16 protein-coding genes are annotated in these 14,822 nt (G+C 64.9%); 11 read left to right on the plus strand and 5 right to left on the minus strand.

Going from position 1 to position 14,822, the window contains the following annotated elements; genetic code table 11:
- The first annotated feature begins 188 nt into the window (after positions 1–188).
- Positions 189–1,052 (plus strand): YicC/YloC family endoribonuclease, encoded by an 864-nt coding sequence (locus E6B08_RS29625; protein ID WP_136917218.1) that lies wholly within the window; start codon positions 189–191, stop codon positions 1,050–1,052.
- Between the two features lie 13 nt (positions 1,053–1,065).
- The gene (gene gmk, locus E6B08_RS29630) at positions 1,066–1,686 is read left to right on the plus strand and encodes a guanylate kinase (RefSeq protein WP_136917219.1); all 621 of its coding nucleotides are present in this window, start codon (positions 1,066–1,068) and stop codon (positions 1,684–1,686) included.
- A 135-nt stretch (positions 1,687–1,821) separates the two neighbouring features.
- Here the strand turns inward: gmk and E6B08_RS29635 are convergent, their stop codons facing one another.
- From E6B08_RS29635 to E6B08_RS29645, 3 genes are read right to left on the minus strand one after another with little or no spacing between them, the layout of a single operon-like run.
- Positions 1,822–3,360: an APC family permease gene (locus tag E6B08_RS29635; protein ID WP_136917220.1), complete on the minus strand. Its 1,539-nt coding sequence runs from the start codon at positions 3,358–3,360 to the stop codon at positions 1,822–1,824.
- Positions 3,361–3,420: 60 nt separating this feature from the next.
- Positions 3,421–4,194: a gamma-glutamyl-gamma-aminobutyrate hydrolase family protein gene (locus E6B08_RS29640; RefSeq protein ID WP_136917221.1), complete on the minus strand. Its 774-nt coding sequence runs from the start codon at positions 4,192–4,194 to the stop codon at positions 3,421–3,423.
- Between the two features lie 4 nt (positions 4,195–4,198).
- Entirely contained in the window at positions 4,199–5,581 is a 1,383-nt protein-coding gene (locus E6B08_RS29645; RefSeq protein ID WP_136917222.1) for a glutamine synthetase family protein, read from the minus strand.
- Positions 5,582–5,788: 207 nt separating this feature from the next.
- Between E6B08_RS29645 and E6B08_RS29650 the strand changes: the two genes are divergently transcribed.
- From E6B08_RS29650 to E6B08_RS29670, 5 genes are all read left to right on the plus strand, one after another.
- Positions 5,789–6,661 (plus strand): LysR family transcriptional regulator, encoded by an 873-nt coding sequence (locus tag E6B08_RS29650; protein ID WP_136917223.1) that lies wholly within the window; start codon positions 5,789–5,791, stop codon positions 6,659–6,661.
- Positions 6,662–6,936: 275 nt separating this feature from the next.
- A complete protein-coding gene (gene rpoZ, locus E6B08_RS29655; RefSeq protein WP_016394025.1) occupies positions 6,937–7,200 on the plus strand; it encodes a DNA-directed RNA polymerase subunit omega in 264 nt (87 codons plus the stop codon).
- Between the two features lie 59 nt (positions 7,201–7,259).
- Positions 7,260–9,368: a bifunctional GTP diphosphokinase/guanosine-3',5'-bis pyrophosphate 3'-pyrophosphohydrolase gene (spoT, locus tag E6B08_RS29660; protein WP_136917224.1), complete on the plus strand. Its 2,109-nt coding sequence runs from the start codon at positions 7,260–7,262 to the stop codon at positions 9,366–9,368.
- 23 nt (positions 9,369–9,391) lie between these two features.
- Entirely contained in the window at positions 9,392–9,772 is a 381-nt protein-coding gene (locus tag E6B08_RS29665) for a RidA family protein (RefSeq protein ID WP_009684531.1), read from the plus strand.
- 55 nt (positions 9,773–9,827) lie between these two features.
- Positions 9,828–10,559, plus strand: a complete 732-nt coding sequence (locus E6B08_RS29670) for a hypothetical protein (RefSeq protein ID WP_136917225.1) — start codon at positions 9,828–9,830, stop codon at positions 10,557–10,559.
- Positions 10,560–10,599: 40 nt separating this feature from the next.
- Here E6B08_RS29670 and E6B08_RS29675 read toward each other — a convergent pair whose 3' ends face one another.
- Both E6B08_RS29675 and E6B08_RS30935 read right to left on the minus strand, forming a co-directional pair.
- Positions 10,600–11,457: an NAD-dependent epimerase/dehydratase family protein gene (locus tag E6B08_RS29675; RefSeq protein ID WP_136917226.1), complete on the minus strand. Its 858-nt coding sequence runs from the start codon at positions 11,455–11,457 to the stop codon at positions 10,600–10,602.
- A 24-nt stretch (positions 11,458–11,481) separates the two neighbouring features.
- Complete coding sequence (locus E6B08_RS30935; protein ID WP_192938604.1) at positions 11,482–11,655, minus strand: hypothetical protein; 174 nt, start codon at positions 11,653–11,655, stop codon at positions 11,482–11,484.
- Here E6B08_RS30935 and exbB point away from each other — a divergent pair.
- The 4 genes from exbB (at position 11,654) to E6B08_RS29695 (ending at position 14,821) form a co-directional block, all read left to right on the plus strand.
- Positions 11,654–12,640 (plus strand): tonB-system energizer ExbB, encoded by a 987-nt coding sequence (gene exbB / locus E6B08_RS29680; protein WP_136917227.1) that lies wholly within the window; start codon positions 11,654–11,656, stop codon positions 12,638–12,640. The genes E6B08_RS30935 and exbB overlap by 2 nt on opposite strands.
- A gap of 3 nt (positions 12,641–12,643) precedes the next feature.
- Entirely contained in the window at positions 12,644–13,072 is a 429-nt protein-coding gene (gene exbD, locus E6B08_RS29685) for a TonB system transport protein ExbD (RefSeq protein WP_136917228.1), read from the plus strand.
- Positions 13,069–13,800: an energy transducer TonB gene (locus tag E6B08_RS29690; protein ID WP_136917229.1), complete on the plus strand. Its 732-nt coding sequence runs from the start codon at positions 13,069–13,071 to the stop codon at positions 13,798–13,800. Before exbD ends, E6B08_RS29690 begins: the two co-directional genes overlap by 4 nt.
- A gap of 94 nt (positions 13,801–13,894) precedes the next feature.
- Positions 13,895–14,821 (plus strand): hydrogen peroxide-inducible genes activator, encoded by a 927-nt coding sequence (locus E6B08_RS29695; RefSeq protein WP_054884745.1) that lies wholly within the window; start codon positions 13,895–13,897, stop codon positions 14,819–14,821.
- Position 14,822 lies beyond the last annotated feature (1 nt).

A 14,822-nucleotide genomic window follows, 5' to 3' on the forward strand; every position in this document is an offset into this window, starting at 1 on the left:
TAAAGCCCGCCGCCCCATGAGGACATGCCTATCGTCGCACCCGGCCACGCCTGTCGCCTTTTCCGAACGTGATCGGGGGGGATCTGTAACATGGGTGGATTGGGCCTGGCGCACCCACTGCGCTACAATCCTGCGCCTTGCAGCCGGAAGGCTTCCCCGTTCACATCATCCAACGCGAGGTACTCCCCATGGTGCACAGCATGACCGCTTTTGCTCGAGTCGAGCGCGCCGGCAGCCAAGGCACCCTGGTCTGGGAGCTGCGCTCGGTCAACCATCGCTACCTCGAGCCCCACCTGCGCCTGCACGACGCCCTGCGCGACCTCGAAGGGCCAGTGCGCGAGGGCCTGCGCCAGGGGCTGTCGCGCGGCAAGGTGGAATGCACCTTGCGCCTGCACGAGGACAGCAACGGCAAGCCGCTCAAGGTCGACCGCGAGCGCGCTGCGCAACTGGTGGCCGCCGCCGAGGAAGTCGCCGGCCTGATCAAGCAGCCGGCGCCGCTCAACCCGCTCGAGGTGCTGTCCTGGCCCGGTGTGCTGGTGGCCGACGCCAGCGACCCGCAGGCGCTCAACGCCGAAGCCATGGCCTTGTTCGACGAAGCCCTGGCCGAGCTCAAGGCCGGCCGCCTGCGCGAAGGCCAGGAACTGGCCCGGCTGATCAACGAACGACTCGACGCCATGACCACCGAGGTCACTACCCTGCGCGCCCTGGTGCCGCAGATGCTGGCGGCCCAGCGGCAGAAGATCCTCGACCGCTTCGGCGACATGCAGGCCGAACTCGACCCGCAGCGCCTGGAGCAGGAGATGGTCCTGCTGGCGCAGAAGAGCGACGTGGCCGAGGAGCTCGACCGCCTGAACACCCACGTTACCGAAGTGCGCCGGGTGCTCAAGTCCGGCGGCGCCGCCGGCCGGCGTCTGGACTTCCTGATGCAGGAACTCAACCGCGAGGCCAACACCCTCGGCTCCAAGGCATTCGACCCGCGCAGCACGCAAGCGGCGGTCAACCTCAAGGTGTTGATCGAACAGATGCGTGAACAAGTACAGAACATCGAGTAAGGCCACCCCTACCATGAACCACAGCAGCGGCACCCTCTACATCGTTTCGGCCCCCTCCGGCGCCGGCAAGACCAGCCTGGTGACGGCCCTGACCAAGGCCGACCAGCAGATCCGCGTTTCGGTCTCGCACACCACTCGCGCCATGCGCCCGGGCGAGCAGCACGGGGTGAACTACCACTTCGTGGTGCACGAGGAGTTCAAGAGCCTGATCCAGCAGGGCGACTTCCTCGAGCATGCCGAGGTATTCGGCAACTTCTACGGCACCTCGCGCAGCGCATTGCAGCAGACCCTCGACCAGGGCTTCGACCTGATCCTGGAAATCGACTGGCAAGGCGCCCAGCAGGTGCGCCAGTTGATGCCCGAGGCGCTGTCGGTGTTCATCCTGCCGCCGAGCCAACAGGCACTGCGCGAGCGCCTGGACAACCGCGGCCAGGACAGCGACGAGATCATCGCCGGGCGCATGAAGGAAGCGGTCAGCGAGATGGTGCATTACGACGAGTACGACTACGTCATCATCAACGACGACTTCGGCGCGGCGCTGGAGGAGTTGAAGGCGGTGTTCGTGGCCAATCGGTTGCTGCTGAAGAAACAGCAGCGGCGCCATGGGGCGCTGCTCAAGGAACTGCTTTCCTGAGGCATCGTAGGGGGCCGCGTTGCGGCCCTTCGCGGGACAAGCCCGCTCCTACAGGTACAGCGCTGAATCCGAAACCGGCGCTGAACCTGTAGGAGCGGGCTTGTCCCGCGAAGGGCTGCAACGCAGCCCCAAGCTTCATTCCTGCAACTGCAAGGTCGCCTGCTGGCGCAAGGTAGCCCCGAGGAAATACGCCGGCGCCCGCATCCGCGAAAGCATCATCAGCACGATCCCCAGCGCCGAGATGATCGCCGCGATCACGAACACCAACCCCACCCCCGCCACATGCGAGCCGCTGCCGAACTCAGGCGACGCGCTGTCGATCGCCGTGCGCACGAAGATCACCGACAGGATCACCCCACCCACCAACGGGCACAGGCCACGCATGAAGAAGTGGCGCAGGCTGGCGAACAGGCTGTGGCGGAAGTACCAGACGCAGGCGAACGCGGTCAGCGAATAGTAGAAGCAGATCATCATGCCCAACGCGGTGATGGTGTCGGCCAACACGTTCTCGCTCAAGGTGCGCATGGTCACGTAGAACAGCCCCGCGGCGACCCCGGCGCAGATGGTCGCGTAGCGCGGCGTCTGCGAACGCGGGCAGACCGTGGCGAAACGCTGCGGCACGGCGCCGTAGTACCCCATCGCCAACAACGTGCGCGCTGGCGAGACGAAGGTCGACTGCAGCGAGGCCGCGGTGCTGGCCAGCACCGCGATGGACATCAGGATCGCCAGCGGCCCCATGACCGGGCCGGCCAGGTGGGCGAAGACGTTTTCCTGGATGCGCGGGTTGTTCAGCCCCAGGCCATCCTCGCTGATACCCGCGAACTGCAAGGTGGCGATGGCCGTCAGCAGGTACAGGCCAAGAATCAGCAGCACCGTCCAGGTGGCGGCCTTGCCCGGCACCTCGTCGCTGCCGATCGACTCCTCACTGACCGTCAGGCACACATCCCAACCCCAGAAAATGAAGATCGACAGCGACAGCCCGGCAGCAAAGGCCGAGAACGATTCGACACCGAACGGGTTGAACCAGGCCAGGTCGAAGGCCAGCGGCGGCGGCGCGGTGGTTTCGCTGAAGGCGGCGAAGGCAAAGCCGATCAGCACCAGCAACTGCAAGGCGACCAGGCCGTACTGCACGGTCATGGTGGTGGCCATGCCGCGGCAACAGATCCACACCGCCATGGCGATGAACACGCAACAGGTGGTGATGTTGATCAACAGGTTGTCGGCCAGCGCCGCCAGTTCGTGCTGGCCGGTGATCTGGGCGATGAACAGGTAGAAGAAGTCGACCGCGACCCCGGCCAGGTTGGACAGCACGATGGTGGTGGCGACCACCAGGCCCCAACCGCCGATCCAGCCGATCATCGGGCCGAAGGCACGCGCCGACCAGGTGAACGAGGTGCCGCTGTCCGGCTCCGCCGCATTCAGCTCGCGGTAGCCGAGGGCGACCAGCAACATGGGCAGGAAACCGACGATGAATACCGCTGGCAAGTGCGCGCCGACTTCGCGCACGGTGGGGCCAAGGGCGCCGGTCAGGGTGTAGACCGGGGCAATGGTGGAAATGCCCAGCACCACGCTGGCCAACAGGCCAAGCCGACCCTTGGCCAGGCCTTTGCTGCGCTGGGTAGTGCCCGAGTCGGCCGCGTCTGGTGGCCGGCCGGCTTCTGTGTAATCGCTCATGAGTAAACCGTAACTATTGGAATTGTTTTCACGGGTCTCAGACTCAGGACCCGCTTCCACTCATTGAAGGCTCGCTGCCCGGTCGACCCGCGCAGCATGGGCAATGCAGGCCTCGCGAAACGCCTGGAACAGGCGCAGCGAGACCGGGTTTTCGGTGAAACGCCATTCCGGGTGCCACTGCACGCCGAGCACCAGGCCCGGCGCATCAGGCATCGACACCGCTTCGATCAGGCCATCCGGGGCCCGTGCCTCGACACGCAGGCCAGCGGCCAAGCGGTCGATGCCCTGGCTGTGCAGCGAGTTGACCTCGAACTGCGCGGCCAGGCCAAGGCGCTCGAACAGTCCACCAGCTTCGACGCTGACGGCATGACGAGGGCCATACTGCACCTCCAGGGGTGCATCCTCAGGTTCGCGGTGATCCAGGTAGCCCGGCAGGTCCTGCACGCGCTGGTGCAGGCTGCCGCCCAGGGCCACATTGAGCTCCTGGAAGCCACGGCAGATGCACATCACCGGCACGCCGGCGGCAATCGCGCCGCGCAGCAGCGGCAGGGTCAGGCGGTCACGCGCCTGGTCGTGCCGGGTCCCTTCCGCGCTGGGGGCGCCATTGTAATGATGCGGTTCGACATTTGAAGGGGAACCTGTGAAAAGAATGCCATCGAGCCGCGCCAGCAACGCCTGGCTATCGCTGCCGCCATCACGGGCCGGCAGGATCAGCGGCAACCCGGCGAACGCCGCGGCCTCCACATACTTGTCGCCGACCGTGTGCGACGGGTTCTTGCCCACCTGCTGGCGGCAGGCGCTGACACCGATCAAGGGGACCGCATTTGCGCTCATGGGCTTACACCGTGTGCAGGTACCAGTTGTACTCGAGGTCCGAGATCGAGACTTCGAACTCGGCCAGTTCACTCTCCTTGCAGGCCACGAAGATGTCGATGTAGTCCGGGCTGATGTATTGGTTGAGCACTTCGCTGTCGTCCAGCGCACGCAGAGCGTCGCGCAGGTTGTTCGGCAGGCTCTGCTCCAGTTGCTCGTAGGCGTTGCCTTCGATCGGCGCGCCGGGCTCGATCTTGCGGGTCAGGCCGTGATGGATGCCGGCCAGGATCGACGCGAGCATCAGGTACGGGTTGGCATCGGCGCTCGCCACCCGGTGCTCGATGCGCACGTTGTCGCTGCTGTCGGTCGGCACGCGGACCGCCACGGTGCGGTTGTCCAGGCCCCAGCTTGGCGCATTGGGTACGTAGAACTGCGCACCGAAGCGGCGGTACGAGTTGATGTTCGGGCAGAGGAACGCCATCGACGCCGGCATGGTTTCCAGCACACCGCCGATGGCGTGGCGCAGCGCGTCGCTTTCGAGCGGGTCGGCACTGGCGAAGATGTTCTTGCCGGTTTTCTTGTCGAGCAGCGAGATGTGCACGTGCAGGCCGTTGCCGGCCTGGCCCGGGTAGGGCTTGGCCATGAAGGTGGTGTCCATCTCGTGGTCGTAGGCGACGTTCTTGATCAGGCGCTTGAGCAGGATCGCGTAGTCGCAGGCCTTCAACGGATCGGCCACGTGATGGAGGTTGACCTCGAACTGCGCCGGGGCGCTTTCCTTGACGATGGCATCGGCCGGCAGGCCCTGCTCCTTGGCGGCTTCGAGCATGTCCTGGAGGCAGTCGGCGTATTCGTCGAGGTCGTCGATCAGGTACACCTGGGTCGACTGCGGGCGCTTGCCGGAAATCGGCGAGCGCGGCGGCTGCGGCCGACCGTTGAGGTTGTCCTGGTCGATCAGGTAGAACTCCAGCTCGAACGCCGCGCAGATGTCCAGGCCCAGGTCGTCGAACCGGCTCACCACCTGGCGCAGCACCTCGCGCGGGTCGGCGAAGAACGGTGCGCCGTCCAGTTCGTGCATGGTCATCAGCAGCTGGGCGGTGGGGCGTTTCTGCCAAGGCTCGTCCGACAGCGTGCCGGCAATCGGGAAACAGATGCGGTCGGCATCGCCGATGTCCAGGCCAAGGCCAGTGCTTTCCACAGTCGAGCCGTTGATATCCAGGGCGAACAGCGACGCCGGCAGGTTGATGCCTTTTTCGTACACCTTGTGCAAGCTGGCCCGCTCGATGCGCTTGCCGCGTACCACGCCATTCATGTCGGAGATCAGCAGGTCGACGTACTGCGTATCCGGATGGGCCTGGAGGAAGTCATTCATCTCGCTGGAGGAACTGGCGCACGGGGTGACCGACGTCATGGTGTACATCCTTTGATGTGCTGCGGCGATGTGGGGGGATACGGCTGGCGCCTCACGGGCGACGATGGTTGCAGCTGTTGTTCTTTTCACTTTCCCATCGTGGGGATTGGTCGCCCGACCGGATGCATTGATTCCCGGGGGCCGTTTCACTATAAAATGGCCCCAACGCAACAGACATTGGCAATTCGGCAAGCAGAGCGTGCACCAATGCAATATCAGATCACCCATGCCGACCTCTCCCTGGTCCTGGCCCTGGAACGCGGTCGCTCATTGGCCAAGGCCGCCGAACTGCTCAAGGTCGACGTCTCGACGGTGTTCCGCTCGATCCGTCGCCTGGAGTCGGCACTGGGCACGGCGCTGTTCGTCAAGAGCCGCAAGGGCTACCTGCCGACCGACACCGCCCAGGCCCTGGCCGAGCAGGCCGAGCGCGCCGAGCAGGCGCTGGAGGCGGCGCGCATCGCCATGAGCAGTGGCGAACAGGTGGTCAGCGGCACGGTGCGCCTGACCTGCACCGAGGCCGTGATGCACAGCCTGCTGCTGCCGGCGTTGGCCGAATTCATGCCCAATTACCCGGCGCTGTCGCTGGAAATGGGCACCTCCAACACCTTCGCCAACCTCAGCCGACGCGACGCCGACATCGCCCTGCGCCTGACCAACACGCCGCCCGAACACCTCGTGGGGCGCTGCCTGGGCTCCACCTCGTACGTGATCTGCGGCCAGCCGCAGTGGCGCGAGCGCCTGGCCGAAGCCGCCGCCAGCGTGCCGTGGATCGCCCCGGACGACTCGATGCAGGACCACCCCACGGTGGTCTGGCGCAACCAGCAATACCCCGGGCTCAGCCCGCGCTACCAGTGCAGCGGCATGTCGACCATCGCCCAACTGGTGAGCGCCGGCCTGGGCGTGGCGGCGCTGCCCGACTACATGGTCGATGCCCTGCCTGGGGTCGATGCGCTGAGCGGCCCTCTGGCCGGCTGCGACACCCAGCTGTGGCTACTGACCCGCCCCGATTGCCGGGCATTGCGTTCGGTGCAGACGCTGTTCGAGGAGCTGACCCCACGGTTGCGTGGCGCGATGCTCTGAGGGTGTTGTGTTTCAGGGGCTGCTGGCGTTATCGTCGGAACCAGGCGTTCAGGGTGTCTGCTACGGCCCTTTCGCGGGTAAACCCGCTCCCACAGGTGCGATTGTGTGCCTGAGGACGACGCAGTTCCTGTAGGAGCGGGTTTACCCGCGAAGAAACCTGCACGGAGCCTCCCGACAAAACAGCGCTTCCCTATTGGCTGGTGATTTTTTAAACTATCGAGTCCGCCTGCCCATATTGGGTTGCACGCCTACCGCATTTGCTACTGAGGAAGACCATGGCCCGCGTAACTGTTGAAGACTGCCTGGAACACGTGGATAACCGCTTTGAGCTGGTCATGCTCTCGACCAAGCGCGCCCGCCAGCTGGCTACCGGCGGCAAGGAGCCACGCGTAGCGTGGGAAAACGACAAGCCGACCGTCGTCGCCCTGCGCGAGATCGCCGAAGGCATCGTTACCCCTGAATTCATCGCCGCCGAAGAGATCGTTACCGAGGATCCGGTCTTCGCCGCGTTCGAGGACGAGTCCAACGAGGCTGTCTGATTGATGCCTGGTCGACGTCGCGCGGCAAATGGCCCTCTTCCTCGGCAAGAGGTGAAGTCATGCCGGGCATAGAAGCCTTAGCCGAACGGCTGTCGACCTACCTGGGCCCCGAACAGGTCAACCTGGTTCGCCGGGCCTATTTCTACGCCGAACAGGCACACGATGGGCAACGCCGCCGCAGTGGCGAGCCCTACGTGACCCATCCCCTGGCCGTGGCCAGCATCCTCGCCGACATGCACATGGACCATCAAAGCCTGATGGCCGCCATGCTGCACGACGTGATCGAAGACACCGGCATCGCCAAGGAAGCCCTCAGCCAGCAATTTGGCGAGACCGTGGCCGAGCTGGTCGATGGGGTCAGCAAGCTGACCCAGATGAACTTCGAGACCAAGGCCGAGGCCCAGGCCGAGAACTTCCAGAAGATGGCCATGGCCATGGCACGCGACATCCGCGTGATCCTGGTCAAGCTCGCCGACCGCCTGCACAACATGCGCACCCTGGAAGTGCTGTCCGGTGAAAAACGCCGGCGCATCGCCAAGGAAACCCTCGAGATCTACGCCCCCATCGCCAACCGCCTGGGCATGCACACCGTGCGCGTGGAGTTCGAGGACCTCGGCTTCAAGGCCATGCACCCGATGCGCTCGGCGCTGATCCACCGGGCAGTCAAGAGCGCACGCGGCAACCGCAAGGAAATCGTCGCCAAGATCGAGCACTCGCTGGCCAACTGCCTGGCCGCCGATGGCATCGAGGGCGAGGTCAGCGGCCGGCAGAAACACCTCTATGGCATCTACAAGAAGATGCGCGGCAAGCGTCGCGCCTTCAACGAGATCATGGACGTGTACGCCTTCCGCATCATCGTCGACAAGGTCGACACCTGCTATCGCGTGCTCGGCGCCGTGCACAACCTGTACAAGCCCCTGCCCGGTCGCTTCAAGGACTACATCGCGATCCCCAAGGCCAACGGCTACCAGTCGTTGCACACCACGCTGTTCGGCATGCATGGCGTGCCCATCGAGATCCAGATCCGCACCCGCGAAATGGAAGAGATGGCCAACAACGGCATCGCCGCGCACTGGCTGTACAAGTCCAACGACGACGAGCAGCCCAAGGGCAGCCATGCCCGTGCCCGCCAGTGGGTCAAGGGCATCCTCGAGCTGCAGCAGCGCGCCGGCAACTCGCTGGAATTCATCGAGAGCGTGAAGATCGACCTGTTCCCGGACGAGGTCTATGTGTTCACGCCCAAGGGGCGGATCATGGAGCTGCCCAAAGGCTCCACGGCCGTCGACTTCGCCTATGCGGTGCACACCGACGTCGGCAACAGTTGCATCGCCTGCCGCATCAACCGCCGCCTGGCGCCGCTGTCCGAACCGCTGCAAAGCGGCTCGACGGTGGAAATCGTCAGCGCACCGGGGGCACGACCGAATCCGGCCTGGCTCAACTTCGTGGTCACCGGCAAGGCGCGCACGCACATCCGCCACGCCCTCAAGCAGCAACGTCGCTCCGAGTCGATCAGCCTCGGCGAGCGCCTGCTGAACAAGGTACTCACTGGCTTCGAGAGCAGCCTGGAGAAGATCCCGCAGGAGCGCGTCCAGGCCGTGCTCGCCGAGTACCGGGTGGAACTGATCGAAGACCTGCTCGAGGACATCGGCCTGGGCAACCGCATGGCCTACGTGGTCGCGCGGCGCCTGCTGTCGGCCGAAGGCGAGCAGTTGCCTGCCCCGGAAGGCCCGCTGGCCATCCGCGGCACCGAAGGCCTGGTGCTCAGCTACGCCAAGTGCTGCACGCCGATCCCGGGCGACCCGATCGTCGGCCACCTGTCGGCGGGCAAGGGCATGGTCGTGCACCTGGAAAACTGTCGCAACATCAGTGAAATTCGCCATAACCCGGAGAAGTGCGTGCAGCTCTCCTGGGCCAAGGACATCACTGGCGAATTCAACGTCGAACTGCGCGTCGAACTTGAACACCAGCGCGGCCTGATCGCCCTGCTCGCCAGCAGCGTGAACGCCGCCGACGGCAACATCGAGAAGATCAGCATGGACGAACGCGACGGCCGTATCAGCGTGGTCCAGCTGGTGGTCAGCGTGCATGACCGCGTGCACCTGGCTCGTGTGATCAAGAAACTGCGTACGCTGACCGGCGTGGTCCGCATCACCCGGATGCGTACGTAGTCCGCCAACCGCAAGGAGTCATCATGAGCAAGACCGTCATCAACAGCGACAAGGCCCCTGCCGCCATCGGCACCTATTCCCAGGCGATCAAGGCCGGCAACACCGTGTACATGTCCGGCCAGATCCCGCTGGATCCGAAGACCATGGAGCTGGTCGAGGGCTTCGAAGCCCAGACCGTCCAGGTGTTCGAGAACCTCAAGGCCGTGGCCGAAGCCGCCGGCGGTTCGTTCAAGGACATCGTCAAGCTGAACATCTTCCTCACCGACCTGAGCCACTTCGCCAAGGTCAACGAAGTGATGGGCCGCTACTTCGAGCAGCCGTATCCGGCTCGCGCCGCCATTGGCGTTGCTGCCCTGCCGAAAGGCGCCCAGGTCGAAATGGACGCCATTCTGGTCATCGAATGATGCCTCCGGTGACGGGCCATCTGCCCGTCACCTCCTGCCCCAAGGTTATCCCACCATGCGTCATGCCTTGCCTCTCGCGCTGGCGGCCCTGCTCCTGGGCGGTTGCGCCAGCCACAAACCCGAAGATTACAACGGCACCTGGATCAACCAGGACGCCATCTCTGCAGCCGTCAAAGGTGACAGTCTGCGCCAGGCCCTCGACGAACATGGCCCGGTGTTCGAATGGCAGCTGAACGTGACCGACCAACGCGCCAGCTACAGCAATGGCTTCGAGGCCGCCGACGGCCAGTTGAGCGCCAACCAGAAGCAATGGCAAGCCAGCTTCGGCGACGGCCAGACCGAGCAGCTCGCGCTCGACGGCGATGAACTGGTCGCCACCGACACTTCGGGCGCCAAGCGGAGCTTCGTCCGCGCCAAGCAGGCACCCGCCGCCAATGCGCCGTTGGGCAGCAGCTTCGAAAAGGCGCTGTACCAGGCCTATCTGGGCGGTGACTGGAAGATCGTCGAAGGCGAAGGCAAAGGCGCCGTGGTGCGCTTTGCCGACAATGGCGGCGTGACCGGCCTGCCTGGCCCGGACCGCTATGCCCTGTGCCTGGCCGGCGACTGCGCGAGCATGGGCGGCAGCAATGACAGCCTGTGGCTGGAGCGCAACCAGCGCGGTGCGCCGTTCATCTTCAAGCGCGATGGCGACACGCTGGAGATCTTCAAGGCGGTCAATACCGCACAGGCCAACGATATTCCACAGTTGGCGGCCGGTGCCAAGCAGTGGGTGCTGGAGCGGGATTGATCCGCCAACCCGGCACGCACCCTGTGGGAGCGGCCCTAGCTCAGCCCTCGCCGGCCAGAATCGCCGCGTACCCTTCCTTGTAACTCGGATACACCGGCGCCCAGCCCAACTTCCGCGCCCGAGCATTGCTGCAGCGCTTGCTGCCAGTACGCCGCACCCGCTGCTCATCGGACCACTGGGTGACGCCCATGTACCCACGCAACCAGGCAACTACATCGGCCAGGGGCGCCGGATCGTCATCGACGCCGATGTAGCAATCCTCCAGCGCCACGCCCTCGACATCGGCTTGCAGCAGGAAAGCCAGCAGGCTTGCCGCGTCCTCGGCGTGGATGCGATTGCCATACAAAGGCGGCTCCTCGACCACCCGGTAGCCCTGGCGCACCTGGCTCAACAGCCACTCGCGGCCTGGCCCGTAGATACCGGTCAGGCGCACCACGCTGGCAGGAATGCCGCCGGCCAGTGCCAGGCCCTCGGCTTCGAGCATGACCCGTCCGGAATAACCCTCGGGGTCCGTGGCGGCGGTCTCGTCGATCCACTCGCCATCCTTTTGCGCGAACACACTGCTGCTGGACACGAACAGCAAGCGACGCGGTCGCTGGCCGCGTTCGGCCAACCAACCCAGCACATGCCGCAAGCCTTCGACATAGGCCGACTTGTAGCCGGCCTCGTCGTGCTGGCTGGCAGCCACGCAATACACCAGATAGTCCGGCGCACGCTGCGGCCACGCGGCGGGAATCTCAGGCTGGCCGAGGTCGGCGGCCACGGGCGCGACCCCCTCGGGTAGCTGCGAAACCGAGCGCCGCAGGCCGCTCACCTGCCAGCCACGTGCCAACAGCTGACGGGCCAGACGACCACCTACATCACCACAACCCACGATCATTGCCGAAAGGTCTGACATCGAAAAACTCCCTAGACCAAAGGATCAGACCAGCAGGATTACACGATAGGCGGGTACACCAATAACGAAAAAAGCAACATCATTACTTTTGTTAACAAGAATTACTTGCAATAATGGCACCCTATTTTGTTCTCGGCCTGCTTCGAGGCCTTGAAGAACGCTAACCCTTTCTACTTCTTCATCAGGTCCGGCCAGCATGACACGTACTCAACCTTCCGCTTCGCCAACCATGCCGCGCGCCTGGCGCGCCATCGCCGCGCTGACCCTCAGCCTGGCGCTGGCCCCGGTCGCGATGGCGGATGAACCAACCGCCAACGCCGCAGCCGCTCCGGTAGCCGCCAGCGCGCCAGCCGCCCCGGCAGCGCCAGCCGCCGATGCGCAGGCACCCGCCCAGGGCATCGACGCCCCGGCGCCGGTAGAAGGTGCAGAGGCGCCAGCCGCCGAGAACGTCCAAGCGCTGGTCGAGGACACCTCGCTGGGCATGGCCCACGACCTGTCCCCATGGGGCATGTACAAGAACGCCGACATCGTCGTGAAGGCCGTGATGATCGGCCTGGCCATCGCCTCGATCATCACCTGGACCATCTGGATCGCCAAGGGCTTCGAGCTGATGGGCGCCAAGCGTCGCCTGCGCGGTGAAATCGAGGTCCTGAAGAAGTCCGCCACCCTCAAGGACGCCAGCGACGCCTCCAAGAAGGAAGGCACCCTGGCCCACACCCTGGTGCATGACGCCCTCGAGGAAATGCGCCTGTCGGCCAACGCCCGCGAGAAGGAAGGCATCAAGGAGCGTGTCAGCTTCCGCCTCGAGCGCCTGGTAGCTGCCAGCGGCCGCACCATGAGCAGCGGCACCGGCGTGCTCGCCACCATCGGTTCCACCGCGCCGTTCGTCGGTCTGTTCGGTACCGTCTGGGGCATCATGAACAGCTTCATCGGTATCGCCAAGACCCAGACCACCAACCTCGCAGTGGTTGCCCCGGGCATCGCCGAAGCCCTGCTGGCCACCGCCCTGGGCCTGGTCGCAGCGATCCCGGCCGTGGTCATCTACAACGTCTTCGCCCGCTCCATCGCCGGCTACAAGGCTCAGGTCTCCGACGCTTCGGCACAGGTGCTGCTGCTGGTCAGCCGCGACCTCGACCACCAGGGCAGCGAGCGCGCTGCCCCGCACATGGTGAAAGTGGGGTAAACCATGGGCCTGCATCTCAACGAAGGTGGCGACGACCTCGCCGAGAACCACGAAATCAACGTCACACCGTTCATCGACGTGATGCTGGTACTGCTGATCATCTTCATGGTCGCAGCCCCACTGGCCACGGTCGACATCAAGGTCGACCTGCCGGCCTCGACCGCCAAGCCGGCGCCGAGGCCCGAGAAACCGGTGTTCGTCAGCGTCAAGGCCGACAAGAAGCTGTACGTCGGCGACGATCAGGTACCTGCCACCGAACAGCTTGGCCCGATGCTCGACGCCAAGACCAAGGGAGACAAGGAAACCACCATCTTCTTCCAGGCCGACAAAGGCGTGGACTACGGTGACCTGATGGAAGTGATGAACACCATGCGCGCGGCCGGCTACCTCAAGGTCGGTCTGGTAGGTCTCGAGACGGCAGCCAAGAAATGACGAAGACGCGGCACAATCTGGCGCGTTACAGCGGCAGCCTGGCGCTCGTGCTGGGTGTCCATGTTGTCGCTGTGCTGCTCACGCTCAACTGGTCGGTGCCACAAGCCGTCGAGCTGCCTCCGGCGGCCATGATGGTCGAACTGGCACCCCTGCCGGAGCCTGCGCCACCGCCTCCCCCGAAAGCGGCCCCACAGCCACCGGCACCGGTCGAGGAACCTCCGCTGCCCAAGCTTGCGGAAGCCCCGAAGCCCAAGATCGCCATCCCCAAGCCGCCCAAGCCGAAGGCCAAGCCCCAGCCGCCCAAGCCCGAGAAAAAGCCTGAGCCGCCGAAGGAAGCGCCGCCGACCGAGGACGTGGTCGACGCACCGCCCAGCAACGAGCCACCGCAGAAATCCGCGGCGCCGGCGCCGAGCATCGCGTCCAACAGCAAGGCCCTGCCGACCTGGCAGAGCGATCTGCTGCGCCACCTGGCGAAGTACAAGCGTTACCCGGAAGACGCACGCCGTCGCGGCCTGCAAGGCATCAACCGACTGCGCTTCGTGGTCGACGCCGAAGGCAAGGTGGTGTCGTATTCGATGGCCGGAGGCTCCGGCAGCGCAGCGCTGGATCGCGCCACGATGGAAATGATCCGTCGTGCCGGTACCGTGCCCAAGCCGCCGCCCGAGTTGCTGACCAATGGCACGATCGAGGTGGTAGCGCCGTTCGTCTACTCGCTGGACCGTCGCTGACGCTTTTGTTTCTGTCACACAACAGCAAGTCTGATAACGTGCGTCTATCGATTGCAGCCGCTATGCTGGGGCCGCAACTTCATGGACGCACGTTATGACCCTCACAGAATTACGCTACATCGTCACACTCGCCCAGGAGCAGCACTTCGGCCACGCCGCCGAGCGTTGCCATGTCAGCCAGCCCACCTTGTCGGTCGGTGTGAAGAAGCTCGAGGACGAGCTTGGCGTGCTGATCTTCGAACGCAGCAAGAGCGCGGTGCGCCTGACGCCGGTCGGCGAAAGCATCGTCGCCCAGGCACAAAAGGTGCTGGAGCAGGCCCAGGGCATCCGCGAACTGGCCCAGGCCGGCAAGAATCAGCTCACCGCGCCGCTGAAGGTCGGGGCCATCTATACCGTCGGCCCGTATCTGTTCCCGCACCTGATCCCGCAGTTGCACCGGGTGGCGCCACAGATGCCGCTGTACATCGAAGAGAATTTCACCCACGTGCTGCGCGAGAAGCTGCGTAACGGCGAACTGGATGCGGTGATCATCGCCCTGCCCTTCAATGAAGCCGACGTGCTCACCCTGCCGCTGTACGACGAGCCCTTCTGCGCGTTGATGCCGGCCGACCATCCGTGGACCGCGAAAAAAACCATCGACACCGCCATGCTCAACGACAAGAGCCTGCTGCTGCTTGGCGAGGGACACTGCTTCCGCGACCAGGTGCTCGAAGCCTGCCCAACCCTGAACAAGGGCGGCGAAGGCTCCAAGCACACCACGGTGGAGTCCAGCTCGCTGGAAACCATCCGCCACATGGTCGCCTCGGGTCTGGGCGTTTCGATCCTGCCGCTGTCGGCCGTGCATAGCCATCACTATGCCCCGGGGGTCATCGAAGTGCGCCCGCTCACCCCGCCCGCGCCGTTCCGCACCGTAGCCATCGCCTGGCGTGCCAGCTTCCCGCGGCCGAAGGCCATCGAGATCCTCGCCGACTCGATCCGCCTCTGCTCGGTCGCCAAGCCGCCCGTGGAACAGCCGGCCTGAC

This window comes from Pseudomonas putida (genome assembly GCF_005080685.1).
GTDB classification, from domain to species: domain Bacteria; phylum Pseudomonadota; class Gammaproteobacteria; order Pseudomonadales; family Pseudomonadaceae; genus Aquipseudomonas; species Aquipseudomonas putida_V.

Excerpts from the sequence above, each read along its gene's own strand:
- E6B08_RS29695 (WP_054884745.1), top strand. The coding sequence starts at position 13,895 with ATGACCCTCACAGAATTACGCTACATCGTCACACTCGCCCAGGAGCAG.
- E6B08_RS29670 (WP_136917225.1), top strand. The coding sequence starts at position 9,828 with ATGCGTCATGCCTTGCCTCTCGCGCTGGCGGCCCTGCTCCTGGGCGGT.
- E6B08_RS29650 (WP_136917223.1), top strand. The coding sequence starts at position 5,789 with ATGCAATATCAGATCACCCATGCCGACCTCTCCCTGGTCCTGGCCCTG.
- exbD (WP_136917228.1), top strand. The coding sequence starts at position 12,644 with ATGGGCCTGCATCTCAACGAAGGTGGCGACGACCTCGCCGAGAACCAC.
- E6B08_RS29690 (WP_136917229.1), top strand. The coding sequence starts at position 13,069 with ATGACGAAGACGCGGCACAATCTGGCGCGTTACAGCGGCAGCCTGGCG.
- spoT (WP_136917224.1), top strand. The coding sequence starts at position 7,260 with ATGCCGGGCATAGAAGCCTTAGCCGAACGGCTGTCGACCTACCTGGGC.
- E6B08_RS30935 (WP_192938604.1), bottom strand. The coding sequence starts at position 11,655 with ATGCTGGCCGGACCTGATGAAGAAGTAGAAAGGGTTAGCGTTCTTCAA.
- E6B08_RS29665 (WP_009684531.1), top strand. The coding sequence starts at position 9,392 with ATGAGCAAGACCGTCATCAACAGCGACAAGGCCCCTGCCGCCATCGGC.
- E6B08_RS29675 (WP_136917226.1), bottom strand. The coding sequence starts at position 11,457 with ATGTCAGACCTTTCGGCAATGATCGTGGGTTGTGGTGATGTAGGTGGT.
- E6B08_RS29645 (WP_136917222.1), bottom strand. The coding sequence starts at position 5,581 with ATGACGTCGGTCACCCCGTGCGCCAGTTCCTCCAGCGAGATGAATGAC.
- rpoZ (WP_016394025.1), top strand. The coding sequence starts at position 6,937 with ATGGCCCGCGTAACTGTTGAAGACTGCCTGGAACACGTGGATAACCGC.
- E6B08_RS29640 (WP_136917221.1), bottom strand. The coding sequence starts at position 4,194 with ATGAGCGCAAATGCGGTCCCCTTGATCGGTGTCAGCGCCTGCCGCCAG.
- E6B08_RS29635 (WP_136917220.1), bottom strand. The coding sequence starts at position 3,360 with ATGAGCGATTACACAGAAGCCGGCCGGCCACCAGACGCGGCCGACTCG.
- E6B08_RS29625 (WP_136917218.1), top strand. The coding sequence starts at position 189 with ATGGTGCACAGCATGACCGCTTTTGCTCGAGTCGAGCGCGCCGGCAGC.
- exbB (WP_136917227.1), top strand. The coding sequence starts at position 11,654 with ATGACACGTACTCAACCTTCCGCTTCGCCAACCATGCCGCGCGCCTGG.
- gmk (WP_136917219.1), top strand. The coding sequence starts at position 1,066 with ATGAACCACAGCAGCGGCACCCTCTACATCGTTTCGGCCCCCTCCGGC.